Here is a 16,211-nt window from a genome sequence, read left to right on the forward strand (position 1 = left end):
TATCTATATCATTGCACCATGATCAAAAGCAAGCCTTTCCTGGCCAATTTTTTCAACCTCGGTTTTATCCAGGTGTCCAATGCAGTGATCCAGATCCTCCTGTTTCCCATCATCATCCGTATCATCGGACTGCATGAATTCGGTTATGCCATGGTGGCCAATGCCTATGCGGCGCTTGCCGGTTTATTCATTAATTATGGCACCAACCAATCGGGTATCAAAGACGTAGCGATCAATAAAAACAATGGCAAGGCGCTGAATGAGATCTTTTATACGGTTTACTATACGCGTTTCCTGCTTTTCTTATTATCGATGATGGTGCTCGCAGGTCTTTATGGTTTTTCTGTTCCGCATGCCCGTTATTTTCTCTTTGCCAGTACCATCGTATTTGCAGAAATGCTTAATCCGCTGTTCTTTTTCATCGGTATCGAAAAATTATTTTTTTACAATGTAGCCAACCTGTTGGCCAAATTGCTTTCTGCGCTGCTCATCATTGTACTGATACATGCCAACACGCCCGGCTGGTGGGTTAATTTCTACCTGGGTCTCAGCAGTACTATTTTCTTTATTCCCCTGCTGGTATACCTGGTGCGTCAATATCAATTGACCCGGTACCGTATTTCCATTGAAGCGATGCGGCAATTCCTGAAGCATAATTTTTTCCTCACGGGCAACAACCTGTTTGTGCAATTGCAACAGTCTTTTTTTCTGTTTACCCTTTCAGGTGTGGTTTCCCCGCTCGTTCTCGGCGCTTACTCCTTATGCGATAAGATCGTATGGTCGTTCCGCCTGCTCATCGTTTCTTTTTCCAGTGCCGTATATCCGCGTGCAGCGGTCCTGTTCCGCGAGCAAAAAGAATTATGGCACTCGTACAAAACCACCATCAATGGCTGGCTGGCTGTTTGCTTCCTGCTGGCTGCCGGCGGTCTCCTGTGGCTTGCTCCCTGGATCGTTACCCTGCTTACAAGTAAACCAGATGCACTCACTACCCTGTATATCCGCTCCGTTGCATTCGTGCCTTTTGTAGCCGCACTCAATGCCATGAATGTGATCGACCTGCTGGTTAAAAACAGGTACAGCTACCTGTTTACCATCGGGGTGATCCTTTGCTCTATTGCCATCATCACTTCCTTCCTGTTCGTAAAGCTGGGTCATGAAAACTGGTATGGGTATTTCCCCATTATCATCGAAGTTTGCAGTTTGCCTTTGTATTTTCTGTTCATCCGCAAAACACATGCATGAATTCTTCTGTTGCCATCATAGTGCTCAACTGGAACAGTTTCGATGTAACGAACGATTGCCTGCATTCGCTGGCCGGTCTTAATCATCCGTCTTACAAAGTGATCCTGGTAGATAATGCTTCTGCCGATGGTTCAGCCGATCAGCTTGCTGCGGCGCATCCTCAAGTTATCTGCTTACGTTCTTCTGCTAACCTGGGCTTTACCGGCGGTAATAATATCGGTTTACGGTATGCATTGCAAAACGGGTTCACGTATTCACTCATACTCAACAATGATACCCTGGCAGAACCTGATTTTCTTGCAAAGCTCACCGCCTATATGGACGCCCACCAGGAAGCCGGCGCTGTGCAACCGCGCATTTTTTACCAGCACAACCGGCAACTACTTTGGAACGGTGGCTCTTATTACAACCGGTTCCTCGGTTGGAGTTATACCCTGGGAGAAGCCAGGCATACCCATCCCAAATACGCTATTCGTAAAGAGGTAGACTGGATCACAGGATGTGCCTTCCTGGTTCGTAACAGCGTATTACAACAGAGCGGGTTGTTTGCCGACAAGTTTTTTTTATACAATGAAGATGTAGACCTTTCGTTCCGCATTCGTAAGCTGGGTTACCCGCTGGTATACGAACCCGAAGCGGTGATCTATCATATCGCCGGTATGTCAACCAAAAGCAAGACCAAGTCTAAAGAAGGCTATGTTCACCCGCTTGCTCATTATTATAACCAGCGCAACCGGCTGTGGATCATTAAGCAATATACGCCCTGGTATTGTGTTCCCAGCGTAGTGCTGTTTAATTTTGGTTATCTTGTTATGGTATTGGGGTATTTCACCGTGAGGGGCCGTTTTCAAAAACTAAAAGCCGTAACACGCGCCATTAAAGACGGCATTTTTGATTCCATTCAATACCCATAAAGCAAAGACTGCCCATGTTCCTGTTTCCTGTCATATACCTGGTTTTCTTTTTCTTATCGGTTTATTATGTATTACAGGGTAAAACAGACCGCTTCCTGATCTTCGTCATTTTTTCACTGCCCATTTATATTACATCGTTATCTGTCAGTTTCATGTATGGTTTCGGCAGCCTGATACCTCTTTTGCAGGCTTGCAAAGAATTCCTCGTACTGCTTACATTAGGTTGTTTGATCTACCGGCTCAAAGAGCGCATTCAATTCCATACGGTTGACTGGCTCATCATCGCTTATCTTTCTTATAACCTGTTATATGTAATCTTACCCATTGGCAGTTACAGTGTAATGGAGAAACTGCTCTCTTACAAGAGCAGCTGTTTTTTTGCATTGGTCTATTTTATCGGCCGCTTATCCTCAGGCGCCAGCGTTGACCTTAACAAGTATTTCAGCTATATCTGTATGGTGGCCATAGCAGCAGCCGTGGTGTTGCTGTTCGAACTGATCAACGGCCAGCACCTGCAAACCCATACCGGTTATGCCGATTATAATTTTTACTATTTCAACGTAGATCCTTCAGGTAATTATGGCCTTACCTGGACATTCGAAACCTCCAATGGCATCAAACGCTTCGCCAGTTTTTTCTCTATGCCCCTGGAGCATGCGGCAGCTACCCTCGTTACCCTTTCTGTATTAATAGCCCTCATAACAGAAAGGAACAACAATAAGTTCAGGGTGAACAACTTCATCATCATTGCCTTTTGCTGCACCTTATTCTCCGTGCTCTTTGCTTTTTCAAGGGCCTCTTTTGTGAGCTATTTCATCATGTTGTATGCCTATGCCATTCTCACCAAAAAGAAACTGTTGCTGAATATATTTCATTGGGGACTGGTGGCGCTTGCATTGATCACCCTGGTGTGGACAAAAGGCGATGTGTATGATTTCATTGCGTCTACCATCGACTTTACCGACAGCTCCAGTGTAAGTCACTTGTTAGAGTGGCTCGACGGGGTGCAGGCCATTGCCAGCCACCCGCTAGGACTTGGCCTTGGCGCATCGGGCCGTGTAGCAGGTGAGCTTAAAGCCAATATCGGCGGAGAAAACCAGCTCATCATCATCGGTGTGCAAACCGGACTGGTATCTGTACTGCTTTATTTATGGATATATGTACTGGTCATTGGTAACGCAGCAAAACTATTCACGCAGCAATCACATCTCAAATACCGCAAGCTGGGCATTGCCCTGGTATTACTGAAAGTGGGACTTATTATCCCGTTGCTCACTTCGGAAGTAGAATCGTATATATACATCAGTTATTTCACCTGGTTCTTGTCCGGACTGATGATTAGCATGGTTTCACAAAATAATTTATCATTGCGGCACCAACTATGACAAGACCCATCAATATCGGCATTGATATACGCAACTTAAAGGCCGCTGCTACCGGCCAAAAGACTTACCTCGAAGAGTTGTGCAGGGAGTTGAAACTATTAGATGACAACCATTGCCGTTTTTTCTTTTTCGATACCTGGATACCTGTCTATTCCGGCAAGAATAAATTACTGAAGTTGCTCGAACACTTCAACCTGCAATGCTGGAAACAGGTATCGCTGCCTTTTAAAGCCTGGTCGAAGAAAACGGATATTATTTTTTGTATCGATTATTTTGCCCCTTATCTGCATTTGGGTTATCAAACCGTAGAGGTTTTTCACGATGCATTTTTTTACGAATATCCCCAACACTATAACCGCATCTGGCTTAAACTATTTAAACTTACCGCCATTCCTGCGGCCAGGCGTTCTGCATGCATTGTAGCGCCCAGTCATTATGCCCGGCAAAGGATCCATCATTATACAAAGATCCCGCTCGAAAAGATCGTTACGATCTATGAAGGTCCGAAGACACTGCATAACCGGCAAACTACGGCAGCGCTTCCTTCCTGGCTTCCGGTTAACGAGAGCTTCCGGTACATCCTGCATGTAGGTGTGATGGAAAAAAGGAAAAACCTTCCCGCGCTGATACGCGCATTCAAACAATTACGCGATCATGGATACGAGCAATACAAATTAGTACTGGTAGGAAAGGGTGATGGAAAAATGCACTCCGATGATACGGCACAGATCATGGCTGCCATCAGGGAGCACCAGCTCGAAAATGAAGTGATCACACCCGGTTACCTGCCAGATGACCAGCTGGGCATGATTTACCAGCACGCGGCCCTTTACATGTTCCCTTCTGTCAACGAAGGCTTTGGCATTCCCATACTGGAAGCATTCAGTTACCAGGTACCGGTACTGGTGGCCAATAATACCTGCTTACCGGAAATAGGCGGACCCGCGGTGTTAACGTTCGACCCTTATGATACGGCTGATATGGTTTCGAAAATGCGTATGGTGATCGACAACGAAGCCCTGCGGACCAGCCTGGTACAAAAAGGAACAGAACGCCTACAGCAATTCTCCTGGAAGATCACGGCACAGGAATTGGTGGCGCTATTTAAAAAGCTCCAGCGTTCCTGATTTAGCTATCTTTGTGCCTTTCCAAACTACACCAATGGGTCCTTTGAAGCCTTCTGTATTGTTTGTTCACAATAAGTACCTGCACAAAGGCGGGGAAGACAGTGTGGTACACAACGAAATGGAAGTGCTAACCAGGAATGACTATACCATCCACTACCTTGAATTTCAGAACCAACAACTGAGCAAAGCAGGCTTCGGCGCTTTTTCAATGCCTTTGAAGCTTTTTTATAACCTGAATGCTTTTTTGAAAGTATACCGGCTGGTGAGGAAACACAGGATACAGGTGGTACACGTGCACAACTTCTTTTATACGGCATCGCCTTCTGTGTTCTGGGCGGCAAAAGCTGCCGGCGCCAGCACGGTAATGACCCTGCACAATTACCGCTTGTTTTGTCTCAATGGCGTTTTCTTCCTCAATGGCAAAACCTGCTTCGATTGTCATACAGAGAAAAGCTTCAATAAGGGAATTGCCGGTAAATGCTTCAAATCTTCCGGCGTGTTTTCGGCTGCCCTGGCCCTGTCAACCCGTTTTCACCGTTTGCTGGGCACCTGGGTTAAAAAAGTAGACCGTTTCATCGCCGTCAATCCGTTCATGCCTCACTTACTGGAAGAAATAGGCGTGCCTGCCGGTCGTATTGTAGTGAGACCGAATTTTTTGCCCATGGCCGGCAATGGCAACTACCAGCATTACGATCAACGGAGCGACTATTACCTCTATGCAGGCAGGCTCAGTGAAGAAAAAGGCATCCAGCACCTGGTAGCAGCTTTCACAAAAGCGAAGAAAAAGCTGGTGATCTTTGGTGAAGGGGAACTGGCTGATTTTGTGCAACAACATACTTCTGAATACATCCGCTATGAAGGCGCCCAGCCTCCCGAAGTACTGTTCAAATACTATGCGCAATGCCGCGCCCTTGTTTTCCCTTCTCTCTGGATCGAAGGAATGCCCATGACCCTGATCGAAGCGCGGAGCACCGGCGCCATTCCTATTGTAGCCACCACCATCAACAGCCGTGGGTTCGTAAACAATGAAACAGATGGTTTCCTCTACGAAGCCGGCAACGCGAACGACCTCATCAGGGTGATCAATTTATTTGAAGGACTCTCCAGGGAAACGCTCAACAAGCTTTCCGCCGATTCATACAACCGCTTTCAGCAGCACTATTCTGAAATGCGTTACCTGCAAACCCTCGAGCAGGTTTATCATTTTTGATACCGGCGCTTTAGGCACTATCCACTTGAAATGGAAGCGCATCTGTATTATTCTGCATCTAAACAAGAGTAGAAAAACTCTTTTTGGGATTTAGTTTCCCCTCTACATTTGATTCAATCATTACAAATATTCTGGATACATATGAATGCCATCAGAAAGGTGTTATTGTTGTTTCTCTCCATTCTGTTTGTATCAGTCTTACTTTCGTATCTCTGCTGGCACTGGTTTGGCTATGAATATCATCTATGGGAAAGTGGAGTTCTTGAAATAAATTTCTTTGCTACAGTCTGTAATTTCTTTACCATTATTGGGTTGGTTATGACTGTATTCCAGGTGTCTAAATTAGAAAGCGATCAGATAATCAGAGATAAGGCGCTGGAGGATATTCGAGAGCAGGATTACAAAACTAATTCGCTGGTTAAATGTGGATACATTAAGAGAGTACTTGAATCTCTGAACGACCGGATGGAAACGGACATCAATATTTCCAGAAGCACTGTTACTGATTACGGATATGAAATAAACCGTGCCTATACCTATCTGCAGTCCATGTTACAAGGGCAGGGAGGTTTAAAGGGAGTATTGATAGATGGCAAAAAGGCATTAGTTTTGTTAGAGCAAATGGAGCAAGAATTGATAGCAATGGATGAAACAACGATTAAAAATTTTCCACGTAGCCGTCATCAACTCCATATCCAAAAAGTACTCCTCGAATTCGAATCCTGTGAAAACACGTTAAAGTCGTAGTTATGTTCAATGAACAATTTATATTACTAGCCAATACAGTGAAAGATGCTACCACTCATGGATTACTTCAGTGGCAGAAGGGAAAGGGGCTATTTTCTTATGAATCTGCCTTTAATAACCAAGTCCTAAGGGTGGACAAATATTTTTATGGTGATGAAAAATTGCCATGCGTCAACTTTTCCATTTTTAATGCAGGTAAAAGTGAGCTGATCTCAGAAACTGTTCGATGCAAGGATGCAGTTGTAGTGCAGGAATTTGATTTTTTGGAAGGATTATACCATACCATTGAATTAAAGTACACACAGCTACAAAGTGAACAATTCTCCCCAGCCTTAACAGCACTTACTGCCTCTTTGCAAAACAAGTTGCAGGAACAATAGGAGTAAAACCAACCCTACACCAGGTTATGAACGAGCAAACTGCCGCTAAAGTGAATATTGCCGGAACGGGCATCAGCAATGTTAGTTTGCGGGAAACGATGGATATCTTCAACCGGTGGGTGGAGGCCGGTGAGAAAAAAAGGGTTTGCGTTACGCCTGTCAACTGCGTGGTGTGGGCACACCGCAACGAGCCGCTCAAAGCATTGTACAACAGCGCCGATCTCACTTTGTGCGACGGCGTTCCCCTGATCTGGGCCTCCAAACTGCTGGGCAGCCCCCTGAAAGGCCGCGTAACGGGCCTCGACCTGCTTCCCCAATACATGGAAGAGTGTTCGCATAGAAATTATAGCATGTTCCTACTGGGCGCTAAAGAAGGGGTGGCCGAACAGCTCAAAACAGCCTATGAACAGCGCTTCCCCGGCATCCGCATCACCGGCCTGTACTCCCCTCCCTTTGCCGAACAGTTCAGCGAGGCCGAAAACCAAAAAATGATCCGGCTCATCAATGAGGCCAAACCCGATATCCTCTGGGTGAGCCTTACGGCCCCCAAGCAGGATTTCTGGATATATGATCACCTGGACCAACTGGAGGTGAAAGTAGCCATTGGCGTGGGCGGCGCTTTTGAAGTAGCGGCCGGACTGATTCCTCGGGCGCCCCGTTTCATGCAACAGAACGGACTGGAATGGCTGTACCGCTTTTACAAAGAACCCCGGCGCCTGTTCAACCGTTATTTTGTGGAGGCGCCCCGCTTCATCCCCCTGGTAGTGAGGCAGAAAATCAGCAAGCAGCGTTTTATCCCCTAAACCGGGTCTTTCTTAGGTGGCTATTAAATATTCAACTATTTTAGCATGAAAATTGTTGGTATCCCCCCTATCAACGCGCTAATATCCTTTTGAACGCATTATGACCAAGTCGTATAACCGGTACACGCTCATTAAATACATCATCGACGGTCCTGTGATCGGGATCTCTTTTATAGTGGCAAGACGCCTGGTTCTCAAACAAAGTATTTTCGCCAACGATGCCAGCAATTATCTTTTTTTATTGATCGCCCTCACCACCTGGTATGTTGCCACCGCTTTTTCCAAACTATACAAAGACCGGCGGTCTAACAAGTATTCTGAAGAGATCGTCTTTATTGCTTACACACTGGTCATCTACAGCATCCTGCTCAGTTCCATTTCTTTTTTCCTCCAGGATTATTTTCAATTCAGCAGCTTGTTCTTCGTCACTTTCATCGCCCTGCTCTTTGGGTTCTTCACCATTACCAAATACATCATCCGTAAATACCTGCACTCGGCCCTTTTCCAGGGCAAGCTGCTCGACAACCTCTTGCTGGTAGGCGCCACCAACAGCGCCCTCGATTTTTACGAGACCATCAATAAATATTATTACTACGGCTATAAATGCATTGGGTTCATCGACGACCATACGCCTAAAATGAACGGCTGTACTTATCACGGGGGGCTTTCTCAACTGCCTGCCCTTTTACAAGGTAAGATGGTAGATGAAGTGGTCATCGCCCTGCCCAACGCCCAAAGCAAAATGATCCAGGAATGTATCCAGATCTGTGACTATTACGGTACCAAAGCAAGGATCATTCCCGATGCGCAACAGTTCGCTACCTCTTCCATACAGGTCAATAATATCGGTCAGTTATCGGTGATCAATATCCGCGAACTGCCGCTCGACAAAGAAGAGAACAAGCTTCTCAAACGCAGTTTCGACGTGTTGTTTTCCCTTCTTTTCTTCCTGTTGATCGGTAGCTGGCTGCTCCCCCTGATTGCGATAGCCATTAAACTTACCTCCAGGGGGTCTGTTATTTTCAAGCAGGAAAGATGGGGTCTCAACAACGAAAAGATCACCTGTTATAAGTTCCGTACCATGGTAAATGAAAGCCGCGATACGGATAGTAATGGGCGTTATAACCAGGCCTTAAAAAATGATCCGCGCGTTACCCCGCTGGGAGCTGTGTTACGCCGCACCAACCTCGATGAACTGCCACAGTTCTGGAATGTGTTGCTGGGTAATATGTCGGTGGTGGGTCCGCGCCCGCACCCCACACCCCTGAACCTGGAATCTATGCAAACGGTAGACAATTACATGTTACGCCATGTGGTGAAGCCGGGTATTTCAGGATGGGCACAGGTGAATGGTTGCCGTGGTGAAACACGCAGCCCCGGTTCCATGCAGCGGCGTGTGAATTTCGATCTCTATTATATCCATCGCTGGACGTTCTGGCTCGATTGCCAGATCATCCTGCAAACGGTGATCAATATCTGCCGGGGGGATCAGAATGCGTATTAGTCAATAGTGCGTCATCCCGAGCGCAGCCGAGGGATCTGCCCGAACCTCCAGCAGGTCCTTCGACTCGCTTCGCTCGCTCAGGATGACGAACGGAGGGGCACTCAAGATGACGGGTAATTGTAAAATTTTTTTTGAATGAGAAAGGCGTTTCTTACAGTAGCATTGGTGTTGTTTTATATGGCAGTTCAGTCGCAGTCGGTTTGGGAAGACCACCGCAGTGAAGTGTACAATTACCTTTCCCGTATGGCGCAGAAGGGATTGATCGTTTTCAACGATAATATCCGGCCGCTCAGCCGTATTTATATTGAACAATGTCTCGACAGCCTGACGGCCCACAAAACACAGCTCAGCCGCGTAGAACAAAAAGAACTCGATTTCTACCTGCAAGAGTATACCGATGAAAGAGAACTGTATCGCGACTCATCGGCCATCGATAGCAAACCTACCGTTTTCAAAAAAGACGGCTACTCCCGCTGGCGCCTTTTTTCTTATACCGGTAAACAGTTCCTGCTCAGGGTCGATCCGGTGATCACCGCCGCTTATATACGCGGCAGCGGCAAGGATGTGAAGCAATACAGCTCCGGGTTCAATATTTACGGGTATGGCGGTAAGCATTGGTCGTGGTACATTACCCTGAACGATATCAACGAAAAAGGCCCGGGTATGGATACTACCAGGCAAAACACGCCCGAAACCGGTATCGTGGGCCGCATCGCCGACAATAAAAAAAGCCAGAACTACACCGCCATACGCGCCGGGCTGGCCTATACCTGGAAGAATGGTTCCGTGAGCATCGGGCAAGACCACCTGCTATGGGGCTATGGCGAGAACGGGCGCATGGTGCTGTCTGATAAAGCCCCTACCTATCCCTATATACGCCTCGATTACCGGCCCCTGCCCTGGCTCAGCTTCAACTATACGCATGCCTGGCTGCATTCAGATATTATAGACTCTACCCGCTCCTACCGTACCGGCAACACCGTTTATGGTGGCATTCGCGAGTTCACCATCGCCAAATACATGGCCACGCATAGCGTACAGATCACACCCACAAAAGGATTGGATATCAGCTTAGGCGAATCGATGATCTACAGCGACCGGCTGGAGCTGGGCTACCTGATCCCTATCATGTTCTTCAAAGCTTATGACAACCTGGTCAATGACAACAACAATAACAACGGCTCAAACGGTCAGTTCTTTTTCCAGGTGAGCTCGCGCAACCAGTTGCCCAAAACCCATTTGTATTCGACCCTGTTCATCGACGAGATACTCCTGTCAAAGGTGTTCGATAAGGTAAAAAACCGCAATCAGGTAGGTATGAATATCGGCGCTTCCGTTACTGATGCGTTCATCCCTTATCTCACCATCGGCGCCGAATATACCAAGATCAGGCCCTTTGTGTACAGCAACCTGATACCCGCCCAACTGTATACGCACGACAGTTACCTGCTGGGCGACTGGATGGGCAATAATGCCGACCGGTGGATCGCTTTCCTCAAATACACCCCTGCTCCCCGCCTCCAGTGCATGGTGCGCTACCAGTACATCCGCAAGGGCGGACCCGGCACTGTAGACCAGCAATATTTTGCACAGCCGCAACCGCCCTTCCTGTTCGACCTGCAAAACCATCGGCAGGAATGGTATGGCAGCCTCTCTTATCAATGGGTGCACAAACTGTACCTGCGCGGCTCTATCAGCAACCTGCATGTAACCGATTATAAAACAGGACAGTCATACAACGACCATACCCTGAACCTCGGCGTCAGTTACGGGCTCTAAGCCTCTCCCTCAAAACCTATATATTTGTCGCACTTATTCCATACTATGAAGCATTTTCTCCGTGGCCTGGGCTGGCTGTTGTTTACTTTAATAGGTACCGCCGCCCTGGCGCAGAACGGCAGTTTCTCGGGCAAAGTATCGCAACTGTCCGACCAGCAGATCATTCAACTGTGGCAGCAGGCGCAGAAGTCGGGCATGTCTGAAAGCGATGCCGTTCGTTTACTGGTGCAGAAAGGGATGAGTCCTACTGAAGTGAATGCTTTCAAAAAAAGACTCATTCAGTTACAGTCCGGCTCCAAATCGCCGCGGTTCAACACCAACAACATCATCAAGGATACTAGTAATTTCATGCGCGACTCTACCTGGATCTTTGAAATGCCGCAGCTGAAAAAAAATTCTCCTTACTATGGGTTTGATTTTTTCAATAGTCCGGAAATGTCTTTTGAGCCCAATTTCAATGTGGCCACCCCGGCCAGCTATGTGCTGGGCGCCAATGATGAATTAACGCTTTCTCTTTCGGGCCTCAATGAACTCACCAATACGGCTGTGATCAGCCGCGAAGGCAATTATGAATTGCCCCATGCCGGTTTTGTGAACCTGAACGGCCTCACCATCGACCAGGCCATGCAGCAAATCAAAAACCGGCTGCGCGTTCCTTACCCCGGGCTGGCATCGGGCCGCACCCGCTTGTACCTTTCTCTGGGCAATGTGCGGAGCATCCGGATCAGTGTGATCGGCGAAGCCGAGAAGCCGGGTAATTATACGGTAACAGCCCTGGCCAGTTTTTTCAATGTATTGTATCTCTCCGGCGGTCCTTCACAGAACGGCTCTTTGCGAAAAATTGAGCTGATCCGCGACAATAAAGTATTGCAGACGGTTGACTTTTATGAATTCTTACAAAAGGGCACATTACCCAATATCCGTTTGCAGGACCAGGATGTGATCCGTTTTCCTGTGTACGAGAAAAGGGTGATGCTGGCGGGTGAAGTAAAGCGCCCGGCGATCTATGAGCTGCTGGGCAAAGAAACCCTGGCCGATCTCGTTAGCTATGGCGGCGGCCTGGGCGATCATGCTTTCAAAGACGCGGTGAAGCTGGTACAGTTGGGCGATAAAGAAAGGAAAGTGCGTGATGTGGCTGCCGCTGATTTTGCTTATTTCCTTCCCCGCAACGGCGATTCGGTGCAGGTAGAAAAAATACTCAGCCGTTTCAGTAACCGGGTCGTTATCAGCGGTGCGGTGTACCATCCCGGCAATTATGAATTGAGCCAGGACCTCACCCTTACCCAACTGATCCGTAAGGCCGATGGCCTGCGCGAAGACGCGTTCCGCAACCGGGGATATATTGTGCGCTTCCGCGACAATGGCGCTGTGCGCGAGCTGGTCTCTTTCGACCTCAACCAAATACAATCGGGCAAAACCAATGATATTGCACTGATCCGTGAAGACTCTGTTTACATACCTGCGCGCGACAGCATACGGGATGTACTGAGCGTTACCGTTGGCGGTAATGTGCGCAACCCGGGCTCATTCGAGTTCCGGCAGGGCATTTCAGTAGAAGACGCTATTGTGATGGCGGGCGGCTTTACGGCCGATGCCGCTACCCACAAAGTGGAGATATCACGATTAGAGAAAAATAAATCCGATACACTGGCCAACCAACTGCTCAGCCTGTTAAAGGTAGATGTAGATTCTACCCTACAGCAAAGCAGTCATACCCTGTTGCAGCCGCTCGATTATGTATTCGTTCCCAAACTGCTCAACTACCATACCCTGGGCAATGTGAAGCTCCGGGGTGAAGTGTTGTACTCAGGCGATTATGCGCTGGAGCGGAGAGATGAAACCGTGCAGGAGCTGCTGGTACGCGCCGGAGGTATTACACCTTATGCATCGATGGCCAATGTGCAGGTGTACCGCAACCATTTGCGGGTAGGCACCAATTTGTTTGAAGCGGGCAACCGCAGCAATGAAAAATTCCTGCTGCTGCCCGATGATAGTATCTATGTGCCACGCAACGTGCCTTTTGTAGAAGTACAGGGAGCTGTGTTCACGCCGCAAATCCTGAGCTATGGCTCCGGCCGCATGTTGTCTTATATTTCCGATGCGGGTGGTGTTACCGATAAGGGGAACCTGCGCAAAGCGTATGTGGCGTACAGCAACGGCATCAACAAAAAGATCCGTCATTTTCTTTTCTTCCGCCATTACCCGCGTGTAATGCCCGGCAGCAAGATCATTGTGCCTGAGCGGATCGAAGGAGAAAAGCACGGCTTATCGGTGATAGAAATTTCAGCGCTCACCGGCTCTTTCACTGCGCTGATTAGTTTGATAGCAGTACTCAGAAAATAACCGAAAAAAAAACGTCATCCTGAGCGAGCGAAGCGAGTCGAAGGACCTGCTGAACATTCGGGCAGCCCCTTCGACTCGCTTCGCTCGCTCAGGGTGACGAGTAAAAAATAAAATAAATCATGCTACCCGAAGACGAACCCTATTCATTCCAACCCCAATGGCAACAAGCCCTGCAACGCATAAGGGCAGCCTTAGGCCAGGTACGCACCTGGATGCTGGTAACCATAGCAGGTATTGTAGTGGGATTGGTATTAGCCTGGTTAAGACCGGTCACCTACACAGCCCGCCTCAGCTTTGTGGTAGAAGACTCCAAAACAGGCGGCGGCTCCATCATGAGCGCCCTGGCGGGACAATTCGGCTTCGATATCGGCAGCCTCTCTGGCGGCGCCAGCGGTGTGCTGGCCGGCGATAACGTGCTGGAGCTGGTACGCAGCCAGCACCTGATCAAAAAAACCCTGCTCACGCCTATCGACAGCAACAAACAATATTCCCTGGCCGACCTCTACGCCGATACTTACGGATGGAAAGAAAAATGGAAGAACAGCAGCAAGGTAGGCAAACAGGTAGATTTCACACCCGGCCACAGCACGTTCGGCCGGCTGGGAGACAGTCTGCTGCAACGCATCATCAAGCAGATAGGAGAAAAAGAGCTGAGCATTGCCAAGCCCGACCGAAAGCTGGGCTTTTTTGAAATGCAAACCACCATGCGCAATGAGCAACTGAGCCAGTTGTTCTGTAAAAGACTGTTACAGGAGTCGGCCGATTTTTATATTGAAACCAAAACGCGCAGGTTGTCTACCAATGTAAAGCGTTTACAGGCCAAGGCCGACAGTTTACAATATGCCCTGAACCGCAAAACCTATTCGGCAGCCGATGCCAGCCGCATGTTGCTCGATGTAAACCCGGCTTATACGGCGCCGGAGGTAACAGCGGAAATTTCTTCGAGGGATAAAGTGGTGCAGGGAACGATCTATGCAGAAATAGTGAAGAACCTGGAGATCAGCAGAACGGCGCTGATACAGGAAACGCCCACCGTGCAGGTGGTAGACACGCCGGAGTTACCATTGAAGAAAAATGAATGGCATTGGTGGATGGCGGCCGCGGCGGGAGGAACCATTGGGTTTGTGGGAAGCGTGCTGTTGCTGGCCTGGTTTTACCGGAAGCCCGTTTAAAACCGGTAGCCAACACCTATTTTAGCGGCGATATTCAAATACTCGTTACCCGGTGCAAAATAGTTGCGGGGGTCTATCTGTATTACCAGCCATTGGTAGTTGAGGGAGCGGATGATGCCGAGCTGGCCGGAGAAGAAGAAACGCTGGTAGTTCCAATCGGCTTTGAAGGTGGTAGAGAGGTCTACCCAGTTGCGGCGGAAGTCGCCGATCGATTCAAAAGCATAATAGTAAAAATCGCCGTTGTGGCGGAGGCGTTCAAACTGGATGCCTATTTTTTTCAGTCCTTTTACCCAGGCTATTTCCAGTGTCTCGCTGTTGCTGCCAGGGCCTATGCCGGCGCCCAGCGGACGTCCCAGTTGCGTATAGCCCTGCCGCACGTAGGCATGGGTGTACCAGCTATCGGGGTTGCGTATGAGGGTGGCATCGGAGGCCTGTAATTGCGTTAGTTCTACTGCCAGCAGAATGTGGCTTTGGTTTTTCCAATTGAAGAGTTTGCGGAAGCCGCCGGTGAAGGCCCTGCGGTAGGGAGCGTTCTGCAGCACGTTCCATGGCATCATGGAAATGTCTTTGCGGCCGTATTCCAGGTACATTTCAGCCTGTTCTTTGGGCATGATATAGCGCATGAACAAAGAGCCCAGGGAAGCTTTTTTACCGGTGCGTTCGGCCTGGGTACGGCTGTGTCCCAGGAAGCCTTCAAAAGGCAATACATCTAACGGGTTGGTGATGTCGCTGTGGTAGAGGTAAGAGGCTTTGGCGAAGCCCAGGAAGAGGTTGGGCGTCCACTTGGGTCGCCAGGTGAGCGCCATCCCGGCCAGGTAGCGCCATTCATCGTTTTTGGGCTGGTACAGGAACTGGCCGTTGTACACACTGTAGATGCGGGGTGGCAATACATCACTGCCATCCAGTTTGCCGGCAATAATCTGCCCTTCAAAATCGCCTATGCCGGTGTGCAGCGGGCGGATGGTATTGATGGTAGCGTGCAGGAAGCCGGGGGCGTTGCTGCTCATGATGAGCGCATTGCGGTAACCGGGACCCCACCATAGGCTTTGCGTAGAAATACCGAAGGAAAGGGAGCGGGTATTGTAGCGGATGAATGACTGGCCGGGGAACAGTTTCTGGTAATGGCCGTTGCCGAAACGGTCGGGCATGTCGATGGTGTTCCAGAAACGGTATCGCGCCGCCCAGGATTTATCGCTCAATTGAGAAGAGAACTGTTCAAAGGATTTGTTTTCGGCGAGTACCGCTTCGGGGGCCAGTTGTATTTCGAGGTGGCGGCCCAGTTGTGCGTGCACACCTACAGAAGCTTGTAACTGGTAACCGCGGGCGGGTATCATGGTGCCATTGTTCCAGTCGTAAGGTAATTGGCTGTTGTATTGCTGTACCAGTTGGGCCGGGAGGAACTCTATAAGAGGTTGCTGTGCTTTTATGTCCAGCGCCGAATCCAGGTCGGTCAATGGCACCTGGTTGGCATTCACCAAGAGTGAATGGTTGGGTTGATAAGTACCCAATAATTGCTGGTTGCGGAACAGCTCTTTAATCCGGTCACTAGTGAAAGACTGCCCCCAACCTTCATTAATTGTCAAAAAGGATAAAGCAAAAAATAAA

At 48.6% G+C, this 16,211-nt stretch carries 13 protein-coding genes; 12 read left to right on the top strand and 1 reads right to left on the bottom strand.

Features of this window, described 5'->3' with window-relative positions; all coding sequences use genetic code 11:
* The first annotated feature begins 18 nt into the window (after positions 1-18).
* From SEDOR53_RS0100670 to SEDOR53_RS0100725, 12 genes are all read left to right on the top strand, one after another.
* On the top strand, positions 19-1,242 hold the full coding sequence (locus SEDOR53_RS0100670) for a lipopolysaccharide biosynthesis protein (RefSeq protein ID WP_026767979.1): 1,224 nt from the start codon (positions 19-21) through the stop codon (positions 1,240-1,242).
* A complete protein-coding gene (locus SEDOR53_RS0100675; protein ID WP_026767980.1) occupies positions 1,239-2,156 on the top strand; it encodes a glycosyltransferase family 2 protein in 918 nt (305 codons plus the stop codon). The genes SEDOR53_RS0100670 and SEDOR53_RS0100675 overlap by 4 nt, the downstream gene beginning before the upstream one ends.
* Before the next feature lie 14 nt (positions 2,157-2,170).
* Positions 2,171-3,541 (top strand): O-antigen ligase, encoded by a 1,371-nt coding sequence (locus tag SEDOR53_RS0100680; protein WP_026767981.1) that lies wholly within the window; start codon positions 2,171-2,173, stop codon positions 3,539-3,541.
* Positions 3,538-4,668, top strand: a complete 1,131-nt coding sequence (locus SEDOR53_RS0100685; RefSeq protein ID WP_026767982.1) for a glycosyltransferase family 1 protein — start codon at positions 3,538-3,540, stop codon at positions 4,666-4,668. Before SEDOR53_RS0100680 ends, SEDOR53_RS0100685 begins: the two co-directional genes overlap by 4 nt.
* A 34-nt stretch (positions 4,669-4,702) precedes the next feature.
* Positions 4,703-5,878 carry a glycosyltransferase family 4 protein gene (locus SEDOR53_RS0100690; RefSeq protein WP_026767983.1) on the top strand — a complete coding sequence of 392 codons (1,176 nt, stop codon included), beginning with the start codon at positions 4,703-4,705 and terminating at the stop codon, positions 5,876-5,878.
* A 141-nt stretch (positions 5,879-6,019) separates the two neighbouring features.
* Positions 6,020-6,625: a hypothetical protein gene (locus SEDOR53_RS0100695; RefSeq protein WP_026767984.1), complete on the top strand. Its 606-nt coding sequence runs from the start codon at positions 6,020-6,022 to the stop codon at positions 6,623-6,625.
* Positions 6,626-6,627: 2 nt separating this feature from the next.
* Positions 6,628-7,005 (top strand): hypothetical protein, encoded by a 378-nt coding sequence (locus tag SEDOR53_RS0100700; protein WP_026767985.1) that lies wholly within the window; start codon positions 6,628-6,630, stop codon positions 7,003-7,005.
* Positions 7,006-7,031: 26 nt separating this feature from the next.
* A complete protein-coding gene (locus SEDOR53_RS0100705; RefSeq protein WP_037360258.1) occupies positions 7,032-7,808 on the top strand; it encodes a WecB/TagA/CpsF family glycosyltransferase in 777 nt (258 codons plus the stop codon).
* Between the two features lie 100 nt (positions 7,809-7,908).
* Positions 7,909-9,312 carry an undecaprenyl-phosphate glucose phosphotransferase gene (locus SEDOR53_RS18420; protein ID WP_051416418.1) on the top strand — a complete coding sequence of 468 codons (1,404 nt, stop codon included), beginning with the start codon at positions 7,909-7,911 and terminating at the stop codon, positions 9,310-9,312.
* 135 nt (positions 9,313-9,447) lie between these two features.
* On the top strand, positions 9,448-11,091 hold the full coding sequence (locus tag SEDOR53_RS0100715; protein ID WP_026767987.1) for a capsule assembly Wzi family protein: 1,644 nt from the start codon (positions 9,448-9,450) through the stop codon (positions 11,089-11,091).
* 45 nt (positions 11,092-11,136) lie between these two features.
* Positions 11,137-13,434 carry an SLBB domain-containing protein gene (locus tag SEDOR53_RS16685; protein ID WP_051416419.1) on the top strand — a complete coding sequence of 766 codons (2,298 nt, stop codon included), beginning with the start codon at positions 11,137-11,139 and terminating at the stop codon, positions 13,432-13,434.
* 119 nt (positions 13,435-13,553) lie between these two features.
* A complete protein-coding gene (locus SEDOR53_RS0100725; RefSeq protein WP_026767988.1) occupies positions 13,554-14,606 on the top strand; it encodes a hypothetical protein in 1,053 nt (350 codons plus the stop codon).
* On the opposite strand, the gene SEDOR53_RS16690 is transcribed toward SEDOR53_RS0100725, so the two are convergent.
* Positions 14,603-16,189 (bottom strand): capsule assembly Wzi family protein, encoded by a 1,587-nt coding sequence (locus tag SEDOR53_RS16690; protein ID WP_198018756.1) that lies wholly within the window; start codon positions 16,187-16,189, stop codon positions 14,603-14,605. The genes SEDOR53_RS0100725 and SEDOR53_RS16690 overlap by 4 nt on opposite strands.
* Between the last annotated feature and the right edge of the window lie 22 nt (positions 16,190-16,211).

Source organism: Asinibacterium sp. OR53, assembly GCF_000515315.1.
Classification (GTDB): domain Bacteria; phylum Bacteroidota; class Bacteroidia; order Chitinophagales; family Chitinophagaceae; genus Sediminibacterium.

Bases quoted from the DNA above. Each gene is read 5' to 3' on its own strand.
- SEDOR53_RS0100705 (WP_037360258.1), top strand. From the start codon at position 7,032: ATGAACGAGCAAACTGCCGCTAAAGTGAATATTGCCGGAACGGGCATC.
- SEDOR53_RS0100700 (WP_026767985.1), top strand. From the start codon at position 6,628: ATGTTCAATGAACAATTTATATTACTAGCCAATACAGTGAAAGATGCT.
- SEDOR53_RS0100695 (WP_026767984.1), top strand. From the start codon at position 6,020: ATGAATGCCATCAGAAAGGTGTTATTGTTGTTTCTCTCCATTCTGTTT.
- SEDOR53_RS18420 (WP_051416418.1), top strand. From the start codon at position 7,909: ATGACCAAGTCGTATAACCGGTACACGCTCATTAAATACATCATCGAC.
- SEDOR53_RS0100725 (WP_026767988.1), top strand. From the start codon at position 13,554: ATGCTACCCGAAGACGAACCCTATTCATTCCAACCCCAATGGCAACAA.
- SEDOR53_RS0100685 (WP_026767982.1), top strand. From the start codon at position 3,538: ATGACAAGACCCATCAATATCGGCATTGATATACGCAACTTAAAGGCC.
- SEDOR53_RS0100690 (WP_026767983.1), top strand. From the start codon at position 4,703: ATGGGTCCTTTGAAGCCTTCTGTATTGTTTGTTCACAATAAGTACCTG.
- SEDOR53_RS0100715 (WP_026767987.1), top strand. From the start codon at position 9,448: ATGAGAAAGGCGTTTCTTACAGTAGCATTGGTGTTGTTTTATATGGCA.
- SEDOR53_RS0100680 (WP_026767981.1), top strand. From the start codon at position 2,171: ATGTTCCTGTTTCCTGTCATATACCTGGTTTTCTTTTTCTTATCGGTT.
- SEDOR53_RS16685 (WP_051416419.1), top strand. From the start codon at position 11,137: ATGAAGCATTTTCTCCGTGGCCTGGGCTGGCTGTTGTTTACTTTAATA.
- SEDOR53_RS0100675 (WP_026767980.1), top strand. From the start codon at position 1,239: ATGAATTCTTCTGTTGCCATCATAGTGCTCAACTGGAACAGTTTCGAT.
- SEDOR53_RS0100670 (WP_026767979.1), top strand. From the start codon at position 19: ATGATCAAAAGCAAGCCTTTCCTGGCCAATTTTTTCAACCTCGGTTTT.